The sequence below is a fragment of the Flavobacterium terrisoli genome (assembly GCF_030167905.1).
Lineage (GTDB): Bacteria > Bacteroidota > Bacteroidia > Flavobacteriales > Flavobacteriaceae > Flavobacterium > Flavobacterium terrisoli.
Genome location: NZ_JARGNA010000008.1, coordinates 1 through 19,129 on the forward strand (window position 1 = coordinate 1; position 19,129 = coordinate 19,129).

19 protein-coding genes and 1 pseudogene are annotated in these 19,129 nt (G+C 35.8%); 10 read left to right on the top strand and 10 right to left on the bottom strand.

Annotated features, from left to right (window positions below; genetic code table 11):
• The 10 genes and pseudogenes from P1K33_RS11880 to P1K33_RS11920 all read left to right on the top strand — a co-directional run.
• On the top strand, positions 1-587 hold a 587-nt coding region (locus tag P1K33_RS11880; protein ID WP_284653196.1), incomplete at its 5' end, for an HAD-IC family P-type ATPase.
• An 18-nt stretch (positions 588-605) separates the two neighbouring features.
• A pseudogene (locus tag P1K33_RS11885) lies at positions 606-944 on the top strand (MerC domain-containing protein); the annotation flags it as partial.
• A gap of 51 nt (positions 945-995) precedes the next feature.
• Positions 996-1,214 (top strand): GDCCVxC domain-containing (seleno)protein, encoded by a 219-nt coding sequence (locus P1K33_RS11890; RefSeq protein WP_284653442.1) that lies wholly within the window; start codon positions 996-998, stop codon positions 1,212-1,214.
• Positions 1,215-1,319: 105 nt separating this feature from the next.
• On the top strand, positions 1,320-2,192 hold the full coding sequence (locus P1K33_RS11895) for a DUF2911 domain-containing protein (RefSeq protein ID WP_284653197.1): 873 nt from the start codon (positions 1,320-1,322) through the stop codon (positions 2,190-2,192).
• Between the two features lie 4 nt (positions 2,193-2,196).
• The gene (locus tag P1K33_RS11900) at positions 2,197-2,664 is read left to right on the top strand and encodes a heavy metal-binding domain-containing protein (protein ID WP_284653198.1); all 468 of its coding nucleotides are present in this window, start codon (positions 2,197-2,199) and stop codon (positions 2,662-2,664) included.
• Between the two features lie 35 nt (positions 2,665-2,699).
• Positions 2,700-2,915, top strand: a complete 216-nt coding sequence (locus tag P1K33_RS15365; protein ID WP_350028980.1) for a helix-turn-helix domain-containing protein — start codon at positions 2,700-2,702, stop codon at positions 2,913-2,915.
• Between the two features lie 94 nt (positions 2,916-3,009).
• Positions 3,010-3,303, top strand: a complete 294-nt coding sequence (locus tag P1K33_RS11905) for a helix-turn-helix domain-containing protein (protein ID WP_284653199.1) — start codon at positions 3,010-3,012, stop codon at positions 3,301-3,303.
• A 7-nt stretch (positions 3,304-3,310) separates the two neighbouring features.
• The gene (locus P1K33_RS11910; protein WP_284653200.1) at positions 3,311-4,138 is read left to right on the top strand and encodes a transcriptional regulator; all 828 of its coding nucleotides are present in this window, start codon (positions 3,311-3,313) and stop codon (positions 4,136-4,138) included.
• Positions 4,071-4,733, top strand: a complete 663-nt coding sequence (locus P1K33_RS11915; protein WP_284653201.1) for a P-loop NTPase family protein — start codon at positions 4,071-4,073, stop codon at positions 4,731-4,733. The genes P1K33_RS11910 and P1K33_RS11915 overlap by 68 nt, the downstream gene beginning before the upstream one ends.
• A gap of 18 nt (positions 4,734-4,751) precedes the next feature.
• Complete coding sequence (locus tag P1K33_RS11920) at positions 4,752-5,411, top strand: hypothetical protein (protein ID WP_284653202.1); 660 nt, start codon at positions 4,752-4,754, stop codon at positions 5,409-5,411.
• Between the two features lie 74 nt (positions 5,412-5,485).
• Here the strand turns inward: P1K33_RS11920 and P1K33_RS11925 are convergent, their stop codons facing one another.
• From P1K33_RS11925 to P1K33_RS11970, 10 genes are all read right to left on the bottom strand, one after another.
• Positions 5,486-6,244 (bottom strand): methyltransferase family protein, encoded by a 759-nt coding sequence (locus P1K33_RS11925; RefSeq protein ID WP_284653203.1) that lies wholly within the window; start codon positions 6,242-6,244, stop codon positions 5,486-5,488.
• A 236-nt stretch (positions 6,245-6,480) separates the two neighbouring features.
• Positions 6,481-7,077 (bottom strand): hypothetical protein, encoded by a 597-nt coding sequence (locus P1K33_RS11930; protein WP_284653204.1) that lies wholly within the window; start codon positions 7,075-7,077, stop codon positions 6,481-6,483.
• Positions 7,078-7,087: 10 nt separating this feature from the next.
• Positions 7,088-9,103, bottom strand: coding sequence for an LTA synthase family protein (locus P1K33_RS11935; RefSeq protein WP_284653205.1), 2,016 nt, complete (start codon positions 9,101-9,103; stop codon positions 7,088-7,090).
• Between the two features lie 11 nt (positions 9,104-9,114).
• On the bottom strand, positions 9,115-9,273 hold the full coding sequence (locus P1K33_RS11940; RefSeq protein ID WP_284653206.1) for a hypothetical protein: 159 nt from the start codon (positions 9,271-9,273) through the stop codon (positions 9,115-9,117).
• A gap of 103 nt (positions 9,274-9,376) precedes the next feature.
• Positions 9,377-9,937 carry a hypothetical protein gene (locus P1K33_RS11945; protein ID WP_284653207.1) on the bottom strand — a complete coding sequence of 187 codons (561 nt, stop codon included), beginning with the start codon at positions 9,935-9,937 and terminating at the stop codon, positions 9,377-9,379.
• 3 nt (positions 9,938-9,940) lie between these two features.
• On the bottom strand, positions 9,941-12,046 hold the full coding sequence (locus P1K33_RS11950; RefSeq protein WP_284653208.1) for a heavy metal translocating P-type ATPase: 2,106 nt from the start codon (positions 12,044-12,046) through the stop codon (positions 9,941-9,943).
• 70 nt (positions 12,047-12,116) lie between these two features.
• Complete coding sequence (locus P1K33_RS11955) at positions 12,117-13,016, bottom strand: cation diffusion facilitator family transporter (protein ID WP_284653209.1); 900 nt, start codon at positions 13,014-13,016, stop codon at positions 12,117-12,119.
• Positions 13,017-13,037: 21 nt separating this feature from the next.
• Positions 13,038-13,511 (bottom strand): MgtC/SapB family protein, encoded by a 474-nt coding sequence (locus P1K33_RS11960; RefSeq protein ID WP_284653210.1) that lies wholly within the window; start codon positions 13,509-13,511, stop codon positions 13,038-13,040.
• 24 nt (positions 13,512-13,535) lie between these two features.
• Positions 13,536-14,723, bottom strand: a complete 1,188-nt coding sequence (locus tag P1K33_RS11965; protein WP_284653211.1) for an efflux RND transporter periplasmic adaptor subunit — start codon at positions 14,721-14,723, stop codon at positions 13,536-13,538.
• Between the two features lie 20 nt (positions 14,724-14,743).
• Entirely contained in the window at positions 14,744-19,111 is a 4,368-nt protein-coding gene (locus P1K33_RS11970) for a CusA/CzcA family heavy metal efflux RND transporter (protein ID WP_284653212.1), read from the bottom strand.
• Positions 19,112-19,129: the final 18 nt, after the last annotated feature.

The window sequence follows — 19,129 nt, forward strand, 5'->3', positions numbered from 1 at the left end:
ATGGCATTGCAGTTGGTTTTGTATCAATAACAGACGCCATTAAAACCTCCAGCAAAGATGCCATAAAAGAGTTAATGCGCCAAGGTGTCGAAGTAATCATGATGACTGGTGACAATGTCAATACAGCTAAAGCAGTTGCTGATGAATTGGGATTAAAAACCTATAAAGCTGGATGCTTACCCGAAGACAAACTCAAAGAAATTAAAAAATTGCAGGCAGAAGGCAAAATTGTAGCCATGGCTGGCGATGGTATAAATGATGCGCCGGCATTGGCACAAGCCAACATTGGAATAGCAATGGGAACAGGAACAGATGTCGCTATTGAAAGTGCCAAAATAACTCTGGTCAAAGGCGATTTACAGGGTATCGTAAAAGCCAAGAATTTAAGCCATGCTGTTATGAGAAATATTAAACAAAATCTATTTTTTGCCTTTTTCTATAATGTACTTGGTGTCCCAATTGCAGCTGGTGTGTTATATCCGGTTTTCGGAATTTTACTATCTCCTATGATTGCAGCTTTGGCAATGTCTTTCAGCTCCGTATCTGTTATTATCAATGCCTTGAGACTAAGAGGTTTAAAACTATAATAATTAACGATAACACGAATGAAACTAAAAAATAACATAGATAAATTAGGAACAATCGGGATGTTCTTTACAGCATTGCTTTCGCCTTGCTGTTTCCCTCTTTTTGCATTTGTAGCATCTGCTTTAGGTTTAGGTAGTTTTGAACTTTTTGGAGGCTGGACGATGTGGATTTTTCAGGGCATGGTTGTTATTTCTATTATTGGTTTTTTCCTCTCCTATAACAAACATAAATGCATTTATCCTTTGTTAATAGCAATTCCAAGTGCAATTGTCATTTTTTACAGCTATTATTTTTGCAATAATGCGTATCAGGCATATTTTTTATATGCTGGTATGTTCGGACTTCTTATGGCTACAATAGTCAACTATTACAGAAACAAATTACACGGGACTTGCGACACATGCACTATCTACAATGGAAAATTAGTCGAGTTGAAATCAACTTTAACATGTCCAAACTGTGGACATAAAAAAGAAGAAATAATGCCAACCGATGCTTGTCAATTCTTTTATGAATGTCAAAGTTGCAAAACAATATTGAGCCCTAAACAAGGTGATTGTTGTGTTTATTGCAGCTATGGCACTGTAAAATGTCCTCCTATTCAATCAGGTGATAAGTGTTGCTAAAATATAGTTCAAGTCAGCAAGTGAAAATTATTTAAATTAAAGCAAAGTTTAAAGAATTAGATTAACATCTCAACATAATTAAAGAATTATTTAAAATTAAAATAAATGAAAAAAACCATCCTATTAAGTTTTATGCTTTTGCAATCTGTAATACTGTCAGCACAAGACAAAGTTCAAATAAGACTAACTGCCGCGAGCCCTGCCTCATCGTTTGAACAAGAAGTGGGCAGCGCAAAAATAAAAATGGCATATAGCAGACCATTAGTAAGAAGTCGAAAAATATTTGGTGAGTTAGTGCCTTTCGATAAACTTTGGCGTACCGGTGCAAGTGATTGTACAGTAATAACCACTTCCGAAGATATTTTATTTGGTAACAATGTATTAAAAATAGGTAGTTATTCCATATTCACCATTCCTTCAATAAATGAATGGACTATAATTGTCAACACCGATACTACTTTACATGGTGAAACTGGCTATGATGAAAAAAAGGATGTGATGCGTTTCAAAGTCCATATTGAAAAAAGTCCTAACTTCTATGAAACATTTACAATTGAATTAAATGACATCAATAGCAAAGGTGAAGCCTTTCTAAAAATACTTTGGGAAAATACAATGGTCAAAATACCAATAAAAAGTAAGGAGGACGATACCATAATGGCATTGATAGATCAACATGTTGTTAATGTGAAAACACAAGATGCCAACCTGTTATTTCAGGCTGCTAATTATTATTACAGCACTAATAGAGATTATAAACAAGCCATAGCATGGGTTTTAGAAGCAGAAAAATTAAAACCTGAAAATTTCAATTACCCAAATTTGAGACAAAAAATAGCATCCGAATTAAAGGACTATACTAATGCAATTGCAGCAGCAAAAAGAGCAATTACATTGGCTGATAAGGAAAAAATGAAAAGTACAATCGAGACACTAAATAAAAGAATAGCGGATTGGGAAATATTGTTAAAAAAATAAAGTCATGAAAACCAAATTATCAATTATCGTTTTTCTTTTTTTTATAAATCAATTTGTTGTTGCTCAAAGCAACTCACAGCAAACTTTTTACACTTGTGTTATGCACCCTGAAATCCATTCTCCAAAACCTGGGAAATGCCCAAAATGTGGAATGGCGTTGGTAAAAGAAAAACCAAAGAACGTAACTCTAAAAGCAAGTGCAAAACAAAAAATCATAACACCTGAAAAAAAGGAAACACTCGAAAAAACTAAATCCGAGTCGATAGATAACCTCGACAAGGAGAAAGACCATGATATGAAAAACATGGAAAACGTAAAAGTGAATTTACCTGTAAAAAAGAGAGTGATAAAAGATGAACCACCAAAAGTTGTACGATACGATTTATATGTTCGCGATACTGTGGTGAATTTTTCAGGAAAATCAAGAAGAGCAATAGCAGTAAATGGTCAAATACCAATGCAAAATACGTAACTAAAGTCATTGCACGGCATCGCGGGAAAGGTACAATAGAGTATATCACAGATCTTAAACTTGATTATATTATACACCTACTTAAAACAGAGAGCCGCTATCGTAATTACACGCACAAAGCACTGGGAGATGAAGTCGGTTTCGGTTCTACCCAAAATTTTACACGGGCTTTCAAAGCACGTACTGGCATCTCACCAACTTATTTTATCGGAAAACTAAGAAAATCTTCCAATGCTGATAATTTGGATTGATTTGCTTTTTTTCTTTCACAACTTGTGATTGACTTGTGAAACAAACTAAATCAATCTATTCAATTTTGCTCCATAACATTCAAACTTATCTATTATGGCAGTTGAAATTATCACCAAGCAGGACCTCAATGATTTTCGCATTTTACTGCTAAATGATCTAAAGGAAATCTTCCAAACCAACACCGAACAACCAAAACAATGGTTGAAGTCTAAAGAAGTCAGAAAGCTGCTCAATATCTCACCGGGCACTCTACAAACCTTACGGATAAACAAAACTCTCTCTTATACAAAAATAGGCGAAACTATATTTTATGCTCAAAAGGATATTGATAAAATCCTGGAGGAAAACAAAGTCAATTCCGAGAGAACGCTTTTCAACTCAAAGTAATTCGGTCATGAATTACATTAAGCACCTTACTGGCTTTTTTGATAAAGTGGCAATCGATCGTACTCTGAATCCGACTCATATAAGCTTGTATATGTCATTGTTTCAATTCTGGAACTGCAACCGGTTCAAAAATCCAATCAGCATTTCCCGGGATGAGATTATGCGTATCAGTAAAATCAGTTCTAAGGCAACGTATCATAAATGCCTTAAAGCCTTGCATTCACAGGGATACATAAAATACGAACCATCATACAACCCTTTTAGGGGTAGTCATGTTTTTATGTTCAATTTTTCAGAGAACCTCAAGCCATTTTCAAAAACCGAAAAGTCAGCTACTCCAATTTTTGAACCTGTTGATGAACAGGTTTTAAACAAGCAAGAGACAACTCCCAATACAAGTAATGTACAAGCTGTTGAACAGGCCTTAGTACCTTATATAAACGATACAAACAATACAAACGCTGAAAACAATCCAAAAATTTCAAACTTGGATGAGCCCGAAAAAAAAATTGAAGAAGAACAATTCATTTATAGGAATGATGACAACCCAAAAGAAAAAGATTCCGCGCAAAAAGAAAAGGTAATACCGCCAGAACTTGACGAGATACTTGAATATTTTCGGAATAAGGAATATCCCGAAATCGAAGCAAACAAGTTTTTCAATTATTTCAAAAGTATTGGTTGGCTTGTGGGAGGCAAAACACCAATGGCCAACTGGCAGGCAGCAGCAAATAACTGGATGCTAAATGCTCCAAAATTCATTTCAAATGAACGAACAGACAGATCACAACAACTCGACACCTCATCAGGAAAAGACTATTCAGAGCCTTTATAATTACGAAGATGTGATAAAGTGGATTGAGACAAAAGGAATTGAATTATATGGCAGTCATTTCAAAATAATGGAAAGTGATCATGCCGTTGTTTACCGATTGATTGCTTACTTCTTAAAGGACGAGGAAACAGCATTCAGATATAACCTAAACCTCAGCAAAGGAATTATCCTTTCCGGCCCCGTTGGTTGTGGCAAAACATCTTTGCTCACCATTATGAAATACTTAACACCTGTTCCGAATAAATTTTCCGTAAAGCCATGCAGGGATATAAGCTTTGAATTCATCAAAGACGGCTATGAAGTAATTCACAGGTATGCTAATGGTAAGCTTTATGCTTCCGAACCAAGAATATATTGCTTCGATGATCTTGGCATAGAGAATAACCTGAAATACTACGGAAATGAATGCAATGTAATGGCGGAAGTACTTCTAAGCCGCTACGACATTTTTATAGCAAAAAGAATTCCTACACATATTACAACAAATTTATCAGCTTCAGAGATTGAGCAGCATTATGGCATTAGGGTTCGAAGCCGACTCCGGGAGATGATGAACTTAATAGCTTATGATAAACACACAAAAGATAAACGTTAAACTAAATTATTTAAACAAATGAAAAATACAACAGATCATTTCTGGACATGGTTTCTAGAACATAAAAATAAATTAAAAGGCCTTAGAAATCTCAGTCCAAAAGAACAAAAGCATTATACATTTTGGCTCGATTGGCATCTGCAGTTTTATTTCCGCGGATTAGAGTATATTTTAATTTTTCCAAAATTGAAAAACAAACAGATACAGTTATTGATAACAGCCAATGGCAATCATGAACTTTTCAATTTAGCTATCGATCTTGAAAAGACTGCACCCAGGTTGTGGGATTGGAAAATTACCGCGCTTATACAACCGCACCAGGATCATGATGATATGAAAGCCGGATTAGGTGTGCCATATATCATGCAGGACATAACTCTTAAAACAAGCGAGCTTAAATTTTTTCCTTTGGAATATAATGGAGAAAATAAAATTGACATTATCGTTTATCTAAAAAACTATACTGTTTACTCGCACAACAAAAACTTATTGCTTCTGATTAATATTATAATTCAGGATTTGCTTGGCGAAAAATCGATGTGCGAAAACATCAATTTGGTGCAGCTTGCTCAAGTGCCAAATCAGGGAAATGATGAAATGATATACCTTTACGAATTACAATTGTATATCGATAAGATTAATATACTGCAGCCGCATAACTTTAGAAAACATCAATAATTACAAGGTATTTATATTTTATAAGTAAACTAATAGTCCATTCTTATTAAGCAATTCAAATATAACAGATTGCATTAATTCAATAGTTTAATAAGTAATCTTCGTAAATAGGTAATAATGCTTTTGCGCTTGATGATAAAATTTATCACAGCGCAAATTATACTTAAAACCAGAATTGCATAGGCAACTTTTTTTTTCTCCTCTGACAATTTACCCAAAATTTCAAAAGTAAAAAAGACAAAAAGGATCCTTGAAAACCGTAACATTTCACTTCTGAAGATTTTTCTCCATCCAAACACGCCATTTGCTTTTCTGTATAACCAAATATTAGGAATAAACGCTGGAACACCTTCGGCCCATCTTGAATATTTGAAACCAAATTTGCTTTTCAATCTTTTCTCCTTGGCCAAAATAATACGTTCTAAATAGAGTATGTATAACAATCCAAATGATATAATAAACCAAAAATCCCCTGTTATAGCAATCATACCAATCCATATTATTAAATCAGCAAGTAATAATGGATGACGAACAATTGAATAAGCACCAAGATTATAATGATACTGAATAGCAGTTCCTTTTGAATTCTTTTCTGTAAATGAAGGAGTGTATCCAATAATAATTATCCTTATGATTAGCCCTAAAATACTAATGCCTAAACAAATCCCTTCAAATATATTTTCATAAGGTGATTGTTTCAAAAACAAGCCATGCGGTAATTTTTCTAAATCAATTAAGACAAAATACCCTATTATAAGCATTACAGATGGCAAAGTCTGCCAATACTTATAAACCCGGGTACTTTGTCTCTCTAAATCTTCTAAAAGCGCCATATAACTATTTAAATTGCCTGACTACAGGTTCGCAATGCAATCTTACTTTCTGCCAAAATATATTTCACATATATAAAGTGACACTATGATAATACATATAATCAGAAATAATCCTGCCACGAAAAATAAAACAGGGCGAAGCTTTCTGCTAAATTTTGAAGGCTTATTACTAAAGCGTGAATGGCTTTGATAATCCCGTTTTTTTTTCTTTTTTTTCATTTGACAAAACCTCTAAATCAATTTTCCACTATTTTCTCAATTACCGAAATGGCATTTTTAAAGTTTTGCGGTTTAAAATTTGAATTCATCTTCTTGTTTAAAAATTTTATCAGGTTTCTTTTTGTACTTGAACCCCAGAAAGAATAAGTATTTATAAATTCATCTCTTGTCTTTACAAATACCTCTTCACTTAGATAACCTTTATTCTCATCTACGTAAAGTGAATTATCAAATACCTCAGATTTACTTCCGGTTCTGATTAGCCTATATAATTTCTTTTTTGTTCCAATCGTGTAAAAATCAGTAACATCACCTTTCATTATTATCTTATCACTTTGGAATATTCTGATAAAAGTAATTTCATCTAAGGGTAAAAAACGTTTTTCACTGGAAGTTTCTGATGAAAGATAGACTCCTTCAATTTTATTTTGACGCGCACCCAAGAGGATATTTGAAAAAATAGTATCTCCTGCTGTTTTTACTACAAATCCTTTATGATAAACTCGTTCTTTAACAGATGCGCTTCTAGAAACAGAATAGGAAGGAAAGCCTCCTATTCGCTGGCCATTCACACTAACGGTGAAAAGCATTATGAAAAAAAATATATACTTCATAGTGATTAAATCATTTAAGCAATTTATTAGTAAATAGATAATCAGCTGTTTGGTACCATGAGATAGTTTCACGGTAGAAATCATTGTCTTTTTTCTTTGGAATCAAGGAGTTTGTATTTGAATCCCAATTATAAAATGAATTTTTTCGTTGATCCGATAATACCATTACATCATTTCCTTTAATGAGTCCAAGTTTACGATAGGTAGCAATAAAGGCTCGTTGCTCAAATTTTGGATCAAAAACATTTTTCCCAAAGAAATTTGATCTGTAAGTCCAGTTAGCTAGTGAGAAAAATGTTGGAAAAAGATCAATTTGGGAACATTGTTTGTCAACCATTTGATTTTCCACACCTGGCATATTTACTATAAAAGCTGGGATTCTATAATTGGCGACATCAATCTCATTTTTTCCGGCGCTACTGGCACAATGGTCAGCAATAATTATAAAAACGGTATCTTTATACCAAGGCTTTTTGCTGGCGGCTTTGAATAATTCTGAAAGCGCATGATCTGTGTATTTTACTGCACCCTCTCTATTTTTACCTGATGGCAAATCGATGCACCCTTCAGGATAGCTATAAGGACGGTGATTCGAGGTTGTCATTACGAAATTGAAAAAACGTCTTTTGTTTTTATATTGCCTATCGGAAACTTCCAACATCTTTTCATAAATATCTTCATCGCTAATTCCCCATGCATTTTCAAATTTTACCTCGGAATCGGTAATTATCGTTCTTTTTGCCGCTATGTCATCTTTTAGGAAACTGGCACTTCCGTGCGTATGATCATAAATATGAAAGCCATTGCCTCCGAAGTAGGCATTCATATTATCAAAGTAGCCATCGCCTCCATAAAAGAAATTATTCGTATATCCTTTAGAAGCAAATACATTTGATATAGTATAGAGATTTGCATTATCAGGACGCTTAACTATACTTTGGCCCGGAGTTGGCGGTATGCATAAAGTAACAGCTTCCATTCCACGGACTGTTCTTGTACCGGCAGCATAAATATTCCGAAAGAAGATACTTTTACCTGCAAGGCTATCTAGAAATGGTGTTAGTTGTTCTTTGCCGCCCAAGGTTTGCATAAATTCTCCACTAAAACTTTCCAAAAGAACAAATACAACATTTTTCTTTAGTTCGGGAACGCTGTCAGAAGATATTTTGCGTGCAATGGAGAGGTTTGATTTTTCAAATTGAGCATCACCTTCAGCAAGTTCTTTTCTAACAATGCAAAAAGCATCATCATTATTTATATAACTGTAAAATTCAGGAAATTTCATCTGGTTATTTCGGAAAGCCGCAAAAAAGGAATATACTCCAGCTTTAGATAGTTCAGAATTATAACGATTTGAAGACCACTCTGCATCACTATTGCGTATCAATATTGTAAATCCTGTTACTACTAAAAAAAGAGTACAGCAAATTGTGATACGGCTACCTATAGAAGCACGTTTTTTAAAAGTATGCGTAAATTTCCCTTTTTTAACAAATAGATATAATGTTCCAATAGTAAGAAGTACCATTGCACTTATTAAAATCGGTAATGGATAAGATTCATTGATATTTCCAATGACTTCGTGAGTGTAGATTAAATAATCTACAGCAATAAAATTAAAACGGCTTCGAAACTCTTCCCAAAAAGTGAACTCCGCAAAAAAAGCGAATATGAAGATGAATACCGTAAGTGATGTAAAAAACCATATTAGTACTCTATCTATTTTTGAACCTATCCATTTGTTTGGGAACAAACTAAAATAGATAACTGCGGGAATGCTGGCGTAAGATACGGTTGCCAAATCAAAAATAAAGCCTACAAGGAAAGTCCGAAGGACATCACCGAATCCCCAAGAAACATCTGAGGCTTGCCAACCCCATAAGCTCAGCCTAATTAATGATGATGTTATAATGAAACATTTAATGAAATAAAATAACAGGGAAAAACGTCCCGTAAAGAATGGCAAATTAAACATTTTGAGAAATGTAGACTGTTTTTTGCCATATGCATATGAATGATTATTCATAACAATAGTTTTTAAATTAATCGAAATACGCCACAAAACCATAAGATTACTCCAACGATGCAAATGACTAATAAAAGTACTTCGTAGGGCTTGGTTGTCTCTTTGCGTTTAACGTCTATAAAGATCTTACCATTTTTGGTAACGACCTTTTTTTTGATTATTCTTCCCATTTTCAACCTTTTAGCTGGTAATATTTCTTTGGAGGAGTAGCTTTGAATGGATGGATTCTATGCTTTCGACAAAATTGAAAATGATAATTTCCATGACACTTCATTAAAGATAAGATTTGCGATACCATAAAATCATCATTGCATACCATGAAACCGGAGCAAGGGCTATTACACTTAACATACCCGGAAAATATCCATATCCATCCCCATGTCCGTTGAAAATTGGAAATACAAAATGTGCTAGTTCGGATATACCACAGCAACAGAGAAAAATCCAGGCAAATAGATAGCCAAAAGCATTTCCTCTCTTGATAAGGAATGGTGCTGATATCCAGCTGCCAATTGACAAAATCACAAGTAAAAACACCCAAAGAGAACTTATCTCAGGAGTTGGGACATTTGTAAACTCTGAAAGAGCTTCAAAAAATCCTGTATAGTTTTCTTCAACTCTGTGGATAAGAAATAGTCCTAATACAATCCAAAATATTACTTTTATATTCTCAAAGGGTGTTTTGTTATCTGATATCATCCAAAGAACAAATCCAGGCAGATAGCCACAAAGGAATATCAATGCTGGTATAATTCCGAACAGCCTGTATCCGATCAATGGAACAGAAATGGTTATTGCAAATGCAAGCAAAAAAGTAAAATATTTACTTTCCATGACTTAAAATTTCATTCTTTGTATTCTAACCGCGTTCAGTATGGCTAACAATGCTACTCCAACATCAGCAAAAACAGCTTCCCACATAGTGGCCAACCCACCTGCACCAAGAATCAGAACAACTGCTTTGACTACGAAGGCCAATGTTATGTTCTGCCAAACTATTTTTTTAGTCTGCTTTCCAATGTTTATAGCCATAGCAATTTTACTTGGCTTGTCGTCCTGAATTACAACATCGGCTGTTTCAATGGTTGCGTCACTTCCTAAGCCACCCATAGCGATACCAACGTGACTTAGGGCAACTACAGGGGCATCATTTACCCCATCTCCAACAAATGCAACTGTTCCGTGCTTAGCTTTGATTTCCTTAACCTTGTTAACTTTATCTTCTGGTAGTAAATCACCATAAGCATCAGTAATTCCAAGTTTGTCAGCGACAAATTTTACGACAGTACCTTTGTCTCCACTTAACATAGTGGTCTTTACATTCATTGCTTTTAGCTTATCAATTGTTTCCTGTGCATCTTTTTTGATGATATCAGCGATAGTTAAATAACCGACAAACTTTCGATCATAAGCCACAGCAATTAGGGTATATACTATTGAATTAGGATCAACATCGTATGGTATTGACAATTTATCCATCAATTTGAAGTTTCCAACCAGTAAACTTTTTCCATTGATAGTTGCTTTAAGTCCATGCCCCGAAATTTCTTGGACACCCTTCAACTCAATTTTAGTATCGACTTTACCTACATAATCGTGTATTGCCGTGGCTACAGGATGGGTGCTTTGGCTTTCCAATGCATTAACCATCTGAAGCATTTCTTTTTGATTAAATTGTTTATCGAAAACGACATCCTGAACTTTAAAAACACCTTCAGTCATTGTACCGGTTTTGTCCATTACAACATTTTGTATTTCTGCCATAACATCAAGGAAATTACTTCCCTTAAATAAAATACCATTTTTACTGGCAGCGCCGATTCCGCCAAAATAACCTAGCGGAATTGATATTACCAGGGCACAAGGACATGAAATAACAAGGAACACTAAGGCTCTGTAAAGCCAATTTGAAAATAGGTAATCATCAACAAACAGGTAAGGCAAGAATGCTATTAGAACCGCCAATAAAACTACTATCGGTGTGTAGATCTTAGCAAATTTCCTAATGAATAATTCAGTCGGAGCTTTTTGTGCAGTAGCATTTTGGACCAATTCCAAAATCTTCGAAAGTTTACTGTCAGTATAAGCGGTAGTAACTTTTACCTGTGAAACTTTGTTTAGATTTATCATTCCGGCTAAAACAGAATCACCTTTCACTTTACTATCAGGTTTACTTTCTCCTGTTAATGCTGCTGTATTAAAAGAAGCACTATCGGAAAGCAACTCTCCATCCAATCCAAGTTTTTCACCCGACTTAAGTTGAATAATATCACCCATTTTAGCATTCTCAGCTTTTATAGTTTGTGGTTCTTTTCCAACTAAGATAGTTACTTCGTCAGGGCGTTGGTCTAAGAGTGATTTGATATTAGCTTTGGCTCTTGATACCGCTAAAGTCTGGAATACTTCGCCCACAGCATAAAAAAGCATTACTGCGACTGCTTCCGGATATTGCTGAATCGCAAATGCACCAACAGTAGCAATAACCATTAAAAGAAACTCCGAAAAAATTTCTTTTTCTTTTATACTCTCAAACGCTTCTTTAATTACCGGAAATCCAACAGGAATATAGGCAACTAAATACCAACTTGTTCTTATCCATCCGGTAAACCAGGTTGGGGTAAAATAATTGTCAAAACCTATGGCAACCAGCAATAATACCAATGAGATGATTGAAGGCATAAACATTTGGAAAACACTTTGATTACTATCGTGACTGTGATCATGTCCATCATCTTCACTATGACTATGTTTATGTCCATCATCATGACTGTGCTCTTTATGCATTTTATCATGTTCTGAGTTATCCTTAACTACAGCCATTGCAGCTTTTCCATTTGTATTTTCTTTAATTAAATCTTTCGCACCTGCTTTGGTATAGATTTTTTCTTCTTGAGTGCAACAAAGCTGTTTGCCATTTGCATCATATTTATGTTTATGTTTCATTCCTTCACTTTTTAAAATTTGCATTCAGTTCTAAATAGATCAAAAATTCATTTATGGTAACAAAGCTCTTCTAAATGAAACTAGGCAAGTCCTGCTGGTTGGCAATATGCGTTTCAAACGTGGTATGACTAATTCCGTAAGTTGTATTTAATTCATTCTTTATTAACGATATTATCCCGTACATTTCAGACAATGTTGTCTCAGGCTTCATAACTAAATGCGCACTAAGGGCGTTTACTCCTGATGTTAAAGTCCAAATATGTAAATCATGCATTGAAAGAATACCAGGTTGTGATACAATTAATTCTTGAACAGTATCCAAATCAATTCCTTTTGGAACACCTTCCAATAATATATCCACAGATTCTTTCAGAAGGTTAAATGTCCTTGGAAGGATAAATACTCCAATTATTGCACTCATCAATGGGTCAATATAAAGCCAACCTGTTGTGAGAATAATTATTCCCGCAATGATGACGGCAACCGAACTAAGCATATCACTAAGCACTTCTAGAAATGCACCTTTAATATTTATACTTTCTTTAGCTCCTGCATTAAGGATTTTCATCGATATCAAATTCACAATCAATCCACAAAATGCTACTATCAACATTGGAATACCCGCAACCTTTGGCGGATCCTGAAACCGTTGATATGCCTCATACAATATAAATCCTGAAATGAAAAGTAGCACAACAGCGTTTATGATTGCGGAAAAAATTTCTGTTCGTAAATATCCATATGTCTTGGTTTTACTCACAGGTTTAGAAGCCATCCAAATCGCAAATAGTGAAAGTGCCTGTCCTCCAACATCTGTAAGCATGTGTGCAGCATCAGATAAAAGGGCAAGGCTATTCGACATCAATCCAACCACTACCTCAACTATAAAATAAAGAGCTGTAATAGCAAAAACGATTTTTAACGACTTTTTGTGTGAAGCGCCTGCTGAACTAATTATAGTTTCACTCATAAGTTAAATTTTTATCAGTTTTTAACCTGCCTCAGTTTCATCCTTGTCATGATGATGTACGCTCTTCTTTTTCCATTGAATGTACCACTTCTGATGATGAAGAGATAGTAAAAAGTAGAGTGCAAATGCACTGACAATTGCAATGATGAACATATTTAATCCTACCGCCACTCCAACCGCTGAAGTACACCACACTGTAGCAGCTGTAGTAAGACCATGTGAAGTACCTGCACTATTGTTCCTGTAAATAATACCGGCACCAAGAAAACCAACACCTGTGACAATATTGGCTATAATCCTTGAAGTTGCCATATTGTCCTTTACCAAATGAGCTGCAATAGCGGTAAATAGTGTCGCACCTATGCACACAGCGGCATAGGTGCGTATTCCTGCATCCCTTCCATGTCTCTCACGGTCAAATCCAATAAACGCTCCAAGCAGAAACGACACTACTAACTTTATTACAATTGTAAGCTCTTGATTATAATCCATCATATCTTTCAATTGATTTTGTATTCATTATTCTTCTTCTTCACCGCTATTTTTCATTTTCGACAACAGGTCATAAGCACCAGTTACTACAACTTTCCAATCTTTAAAGTTTGTTTCGTCATCAAAAAGAATTTCAGTGTAGTTCAATTCAGAAACACCTGTTTTTATTGGTGTTAACTTATATTGCAATGGAGTTGCAGCATTCTCACCAGCTTTTCCTTGATCTACAACAAAAATGTATTTACTCCCTTCAAATTCCACAATAGCACTATTTGGGACAGCCGGTAGTTGAGTGGCACCACTTTCTACCAAAGCTTTTAAATACATCCCTGGCAATAAACTGGAATCTTCCTTGTCCAGCTTGCAGTGAATCTGAACTGTTCTTTCGTTACTGATCTCTTTACCCACAAGCTTTACGGTTGCGGTTCTTTCTTTTGTTTCGTTGGCAAGCGTAAACCTTACTTTTTGACCTATCTGAAGCTTAGGAACATCTTTTTCGAATACAGTAAGTTCAGCATGAAGATTTCCTGTGTCTGCAATTTGAAACAATACATCTGTAGTATTTGCAAATGCACCAATATTTGTATTTACTTTAGTAACGTATCCATTGATTGGTGAATAGAGTGGAATAGTGCTTTGGATATTCCCATTTTCTAAAGACGTAATATTAATATTCATCAGTTGAAGTTTACTTTTTAATCCGGCTACTCGGGCACGTACACTTTCATATTCGGATTTTGAACGTTGCAAAGTTTTTTGCGCATTTACGTTCTCTTTTGACAATTGAGTCTGACGTTCAAAATCCTGCTTTAAATAATTTAATTGACTTTTTAAATCAATATAATCCTGCTGCGGTTGAATATAATCAGGGTTCTGCATTGTGGCTACAACCTGACCTTTACTGACTCTCATACCTTGTAGGAGTGGAGTGCTTTTTACGAATCCACCAAATGGAGTTGAAATAGATACCAAGTTTTGAGGCGGAACATCAAGAACACCATTTACTTTTGTAGTGCCGCTAAGCGCTTTTTCTTCAATAGTGCCCAGCGTTATTCCAGCAGATTTGAATTGTTGTTGATTGATAACCACTACATTCGACGGAACTGCTGCTTCCTCTTTAGGAGTTTCATTTTCAGATTCTTCAGCTTTTTTGCCACATGAAGCAAAAGTGGCTACGATTAAAAGGAAGGCTACTGTTTTATATACTAATTTCATATTTGTAATTTTATTGATAATTAATTTTTACCTGAAAGAAATTCAAGTAGAGAAATACTAAGGTTGTGTTGCAAAATCGCATAGAGATAATTTTCCTGGATGCTTGTTGCCGTTTTTAGGTTAAGCAAATTCTCTGCATAGCTGATATCTCCGTTTTTATAAGCACTTTCACTTTTTGACAATAATAAATCAGCATTTGGAAGCCCCGAAGACTTGTAATAATCTATGCTGGTTTTATTTTTGATATATTCCTGTACAGCCTGTTCATATTCACCTTTCAACCCAATTTGTTGGCCTTCAAGTGTCTTTTTCGCAATTTGCTTATTGATTTCGGCAGCTTTAACTCTTGAACGGTAATACCCATAAAAAACCGGGATTGAAATTCCAGCCTGAAATCCTTGAAACCGATCTGCCGATGTGGCTATTTGAGTTCCACTAGCGCTAGTTGGAGAGCCAATCAAAGACTGGTTGAAATACCCAAATGTCAAGTCCGGCAATGCTCGTGAGCGCTGAACCCTTTTCTCTTGTGTAGCAACTTCTATTTGCTGTTGAAGAAAAGCTAAACCAGGATTTGATCCCGAAGCTGAAAGATCGGCAGTCAATAAATAATCGCCGGGCTCAAACTTCGAATATGCAATAGTAACCGGTTCAGATCTTCCTAAAAGTGCCTGCAATTGTGCCAAGTATATGACGATGTTGGCCTTGTCCTGTTGAAGGATATTACGGGTTTCATTTCGTTGAGCTTCCGCTGTGCTTTGCTCCAGTAATGTGCTTTCTCCTGCTTCATACCTTAGTTTGGCAGATTTATAAAAACCTGAGAAAATACTATCCTGTTTGGTCAAAAGAGCTTGTCTGGCATACAAATACTCCAAGTTAATGTACGCTTGTTTGATACGATAGATTAATTCATTCTTTGTCACATTAAGCTTAAGCTCGCTGCTTCTGATCATAGCTTTTCCCAAAGCGGCGTTAGCGGCGAACGTGGTTGGAAAAGGAATAGTTTGGGAAACGGCAAAATTCTTATCGTTTTTTTCAAAACTATTGTATTGGCCAAACATTCCGGTAAGCTCTGTTTTTGGGATTTCTACTGCAGCCTTTTTCTGCTGCTTTTGATAAGAAACATCAAGATTGGCAACGCTCATTTCCCTATTATTTTTAACACCCTCTTCAATTGCTTGCGATAATGTTAATGGCGGATTTGTTGTCTGTGCCGTAGCGAAATTGATTGTAAAAAGCAATGCGATAATTGCAACTGTTGGACTAACTTTCATTTCTTTTTTCTTAAATTTTTCAAACCACATATATAAAATTGGAAGTACCAATAATGTCAGAAGTGTAGCAGTAAATAAACCGCCTATTACAACGGTCGCTAAAGGCTTTTGTACCTCACCACCGCTACCGTGCGATAATGCCATCGGCATAAATCCTAATGATGCAACTAATGCGGTCATGACTACAGGACGGAGTCTTACAGAGGTACCTTTTATCACAATTTGTTTAAGATCGGTCATTCCTTCCCGCTTAAGAAGATTAAACTCAGCAATAAGTACAATTCCATTTAATACGGCTACACCAAAGAGCGCAATAAATCCAACACCTGCCGAGATACTGAATGGCATTCCGCGCATCCATAGCGCAAAAATTCCTCCAATTGCGGATAGTGGTATCGCCGTAAATATCAATAGAGCTTGCTTAACTGATCCAAAGGCAAAAAATAATAATAAGAAAATAAGCATAAGAGAAACTGGAACTGCAATTGCAAGCCTGTCTTTTGCAGCCTGAAGGTTTTCAAAAGTTCCACCATAAGTAGGGTAATAACCCGGTTCGAATTTAATATGCTGTCCTATTTTTGCCTGGATTTCTGCTACTACGCTTTCCACGTCCCTTCCACGAACATTAAAGCCAACGATAATCCTCCTTTTTGCATCTTCTCTCTGAATCTGATTTGGGCCTTCTTTAAAACTAATATCGGCTACTTGGTCCAATGGAATTTGATTTCCATTTGGAGCAGTTACAAAAAGATTTTTAACATCATCCAGCGATTGACGATTTTCTTTACAAAGTCTTACAACAAGGCTAAATCTTTTTTCACCTTCGAAAACTAATCCGGCAGCTTCACCCGCGAACGCAGAACGAATGGCAGAGTTGACATCTTCTATATTAAGACCGAATTGTGCTATTTTATCTCTATGAAATCCGATTACAATTTGTGGTAATCCCGAAACTTGTTCTACATAAATATCTTCAGCACCTTTGATATTACCTGCAATTCCTCCAACCTCTTTTGCATATTTGGCTAGCTTATTCATGTCTTCACCAAATATTTTAATTGCAACATCCTGTTTGACACCAGAGATTAACTCATTAAAACGCATTTGGATTGGCTGTTGAAATCCAAATGTAGCACCAGCTAGATTTTCCTCTAACTTTTTCTGCATTTTTTCTGCCAAATCGGCTGTATTATCAGCTGTTGTCCATTCACTTTTATCTTTTAAGATAACCATCATATCACAAGCCTCAACAGGCATAGGATCCGTTGGAATCTCAGAGGAACCAATTTTACCAATCACTTCCTTTACTTCTGGGAAATTTTCTTTAAGAACTTTTGCCGTTTTTAAAGAGGTTTCAACGGTCTGGGAAAGACTGCTTCCGGTAAGAACCCGTAACTCAACTGCAAAATCTCCTTCTTCAAGAGTAGGTATGAATTCTGCTCCTAAGTAAGAGAAGATACCAACACTTATTGTCAATAGTCCGACTGCTATACCAATAATTAGAGCCTTTGATCTTAAAGCGAAAGCTAAAAGTGGCGTATATGCACGCTGAACAGCATTGATAATTCGATCTGAAATATTTTGCTTGTCGGTTACTTTTTTATTTAAGAAAAGAGCACTCATTACAGGAACATATGTCAGTGAAAGGATAAAAGCACCAAGAATGGCAAATGAAACTGTTTGCGCCATTGGTCTGAACATTTTTCCTTCTATACCAACCAAAGCAAGGATTGGGAGATATACAATTAAGATTACAATCTGTCCAAATGCGGCCGAGCTCATCATTTTACGTGCGTTGCTTAATACACTATGATCCATCTGGTCTTGTGTAAGTGTCTGTCCCTTGTGCTTGACATGGAGATAGTGCATTGTCGCCTCAATGATGATGACGGCACCGTCGACTATGAGACCGAAATCAATCGCCCCAAGGCTCATCAGGTTACCGTCAACACCAAAAAGGTTCATTAAACAGATTGCAAAGAGCATGGCCAGTGGTATTACGGAAGCTACGATTAAACCTGCCCTCAAATTCCCTAATAAAAGAACAAGGACAAAAATTACAATCAGCGCTCCCTCGGCCAGGTTTTTGGTTACTGTTCCAATAGCATTGTTTACTAATTTGGTACGGTCAAGAAATGGCTCAATAGTGACACCCTCAGGAAGTGTTTTCTCAATTTGAGCCATACGCGTTTTTACATTGCCAATTACTTTAGAAGCATTTCCTCCTTTAAGCATCAGTACGATTCCACCAACTACTTCTCCTTCATTATTACGGGTCATTGCGCCATAACGTGTTGCAGCACCGAGCTGTACATCGGCAACGTTTCTTATAAGTACAGGTGTACTGTTGGCATTGGTCTTGACAACAATATTTTCAATGTCCGCAATATTATTGATCAAACCCTCACTGCGGATAAAATAAGCGTTTGGTTTCTTATCGATATAGGCACCTCCTGTATTTTGGTTATTTTTTTCCAGAGCATTAAATACATCGCTAATGCTGATATTCATACTACGCAATTTATCAGGATTTAAAGCGATTTCGTATTGTTTTAGGAAACCTCCAAAACTACTTACATCGGCTATTCCTTCAACACCAAGCAATTGCCTTCTGACAATCCAATCCTGGATGCTACGTAGCTCGGTAGCGTCGTATTTTTTCTCATACCCTTTTTTTGCATGTAATACATATTGATAGATTTCCCCTAATCCGGTAGATACTGGAGCCATTGAAGGCATACCCATTCCTGGAGGAATTTGCTCGCTTGCTTCGTTAAGTCTCTCTGCGACCTGTTGACGCGCCCAATATACATCAACATTTTCCTTGAAAACTACAGTTACAACCGAAAGCCCAAAACGGCTAAAGGAACGAACCTCTTCAATATCCTTGATAGTGGACATTGTTTGTTCTACAGGAAAAGTTACAAACCTTTCTATATCTTCAGCACCGTTACTTGGTGAACTCGTTATAATCTGAACCTGATTGTTAGTGATGTCAGGTACGGCATCAATAGGTAATTGTTTGACGGAGTAAACTCCCCAGATTATTAGGCCTAATACCATAAGACCAATAATCAATTTGTTCTTTATAGAAAACTGAATGATTTTATTTAACATTGAAAATAATATAATGAA

Excerpts from the sequence above, each read along its gene's own strand:
- P1K33_RS11895 (WP_284653197.1), top strand. The coding sequence starts at position 1,320 with ATGAAAAAAACCATCCTATTAAGTTTTATGCTTTTGCAATCTGTAATA.
- P1K33_RS11900 (WP_284653198.1), top strand. The coding sequence starts at position 2,197 with ATGAAAACCAAATTATCAATTATCGTTTTTCTTTTTTTTATAAATCAA.
- P1K33_RS11905 (WP_284653199.1), top strand. The coding sequence starts at position 3,010 with ATGGCAGTTGAAATTATCACCAAGCAGGACCTCAATGATTTTCGCATT.
- P1K33_RS11910 (WP_284653200.1), top strand. The coding sequence starts at position 3,311 with ATGAATTACATTAAGCACCTTACTGGCTTTTTTGATAAAGTGGCAATC.
- P1K33_RS11915 (WP_284653201.1), top strand. The coding sequence starts at position 4,071 with ATGAACGAACAGACAGATCACAACAACTCGACACCTCATCAGGAAAAG.
- P1K33_RS11920 (WP_284653202.1), top strand. The coding sequence starts at position 4,752 with ATGAAAAATACAACAGATCATTTCTGGACATGGTTTCTAGAACATAAA.
- P1K33_RS11925 (WP_284653203.1), bottom strand. The coding sequence starts at position 6,244 with ATGGCGCTTTTAGAAGATTTAGAGAGACAAAGTACCCGGGTTTATAAG.
- P1K33_RS11930 (WP_284653204.1), bottom strand. The coding sequence starts at position 7,077 with ATGAAGTATATATTTTTTTTCATAATGCTTTTCACCGTTAGTGTGAAT.
- P1K33_RS11935 (WP_284653205.1), bottom strand. The coding sequence starts at position 9,103 with ATGAATAATCATTCATATGCATATGGCAAAAAACAGTCTACATTTCTC.
- P1K33_RS11940 (WP_284653206.1), bottom strand. The coding sequence starts at position 9,273 with ATGGGAAGAATAATCAAAAAAAAGGTCGTTACCAAAAATGGTAAGATC.
- P1K33_RS11945 (WP_284653207.1), bottom strand. The coding sequence starts at position 9,937 with ATGGAAAGTAAATATTTTACTTTTTTGCTTGCATTTGCAATAACCATT.
- P1K33_RS11950 (WP_284653208.1), bottom strand. The coding sequence starts at position 12,046 with ATGAAACATAAACATAAATATGATGCAAATGGCAAACAGCTTTGTTGC.
- P1K33_RS11955 (WP_284653209.1), bottom strand. The coding sequence starts at position 13,016 with ATGAGTGAAACTATAATTAGTTCAGCAGGCGCTTCACACAAAAAGTCG.
- P1K33_RS11960 (WP_284653210.1), bottom strand. The coding sequence starts at position 13,511 with ATGATGGATTATAATCAAGAGCTTACAATTGTAATAAAGTTAGTAGTG.
- P1K33_RS11965 (WP_284653211.1), bottom strand. The coding sequence starts at position 14,723 with ATGAAATTAGTATATAAAACAGTAGCCTTCCTTTTAATCGTAGCCACT.
- P1K33_RS11970 (WP_284653212.1), bottom strand. The coding sequence starts at position 19,111 with ATGTTAAATAAAATCATTCAGTTTTCTATAAAGAACAAATTGATTATT.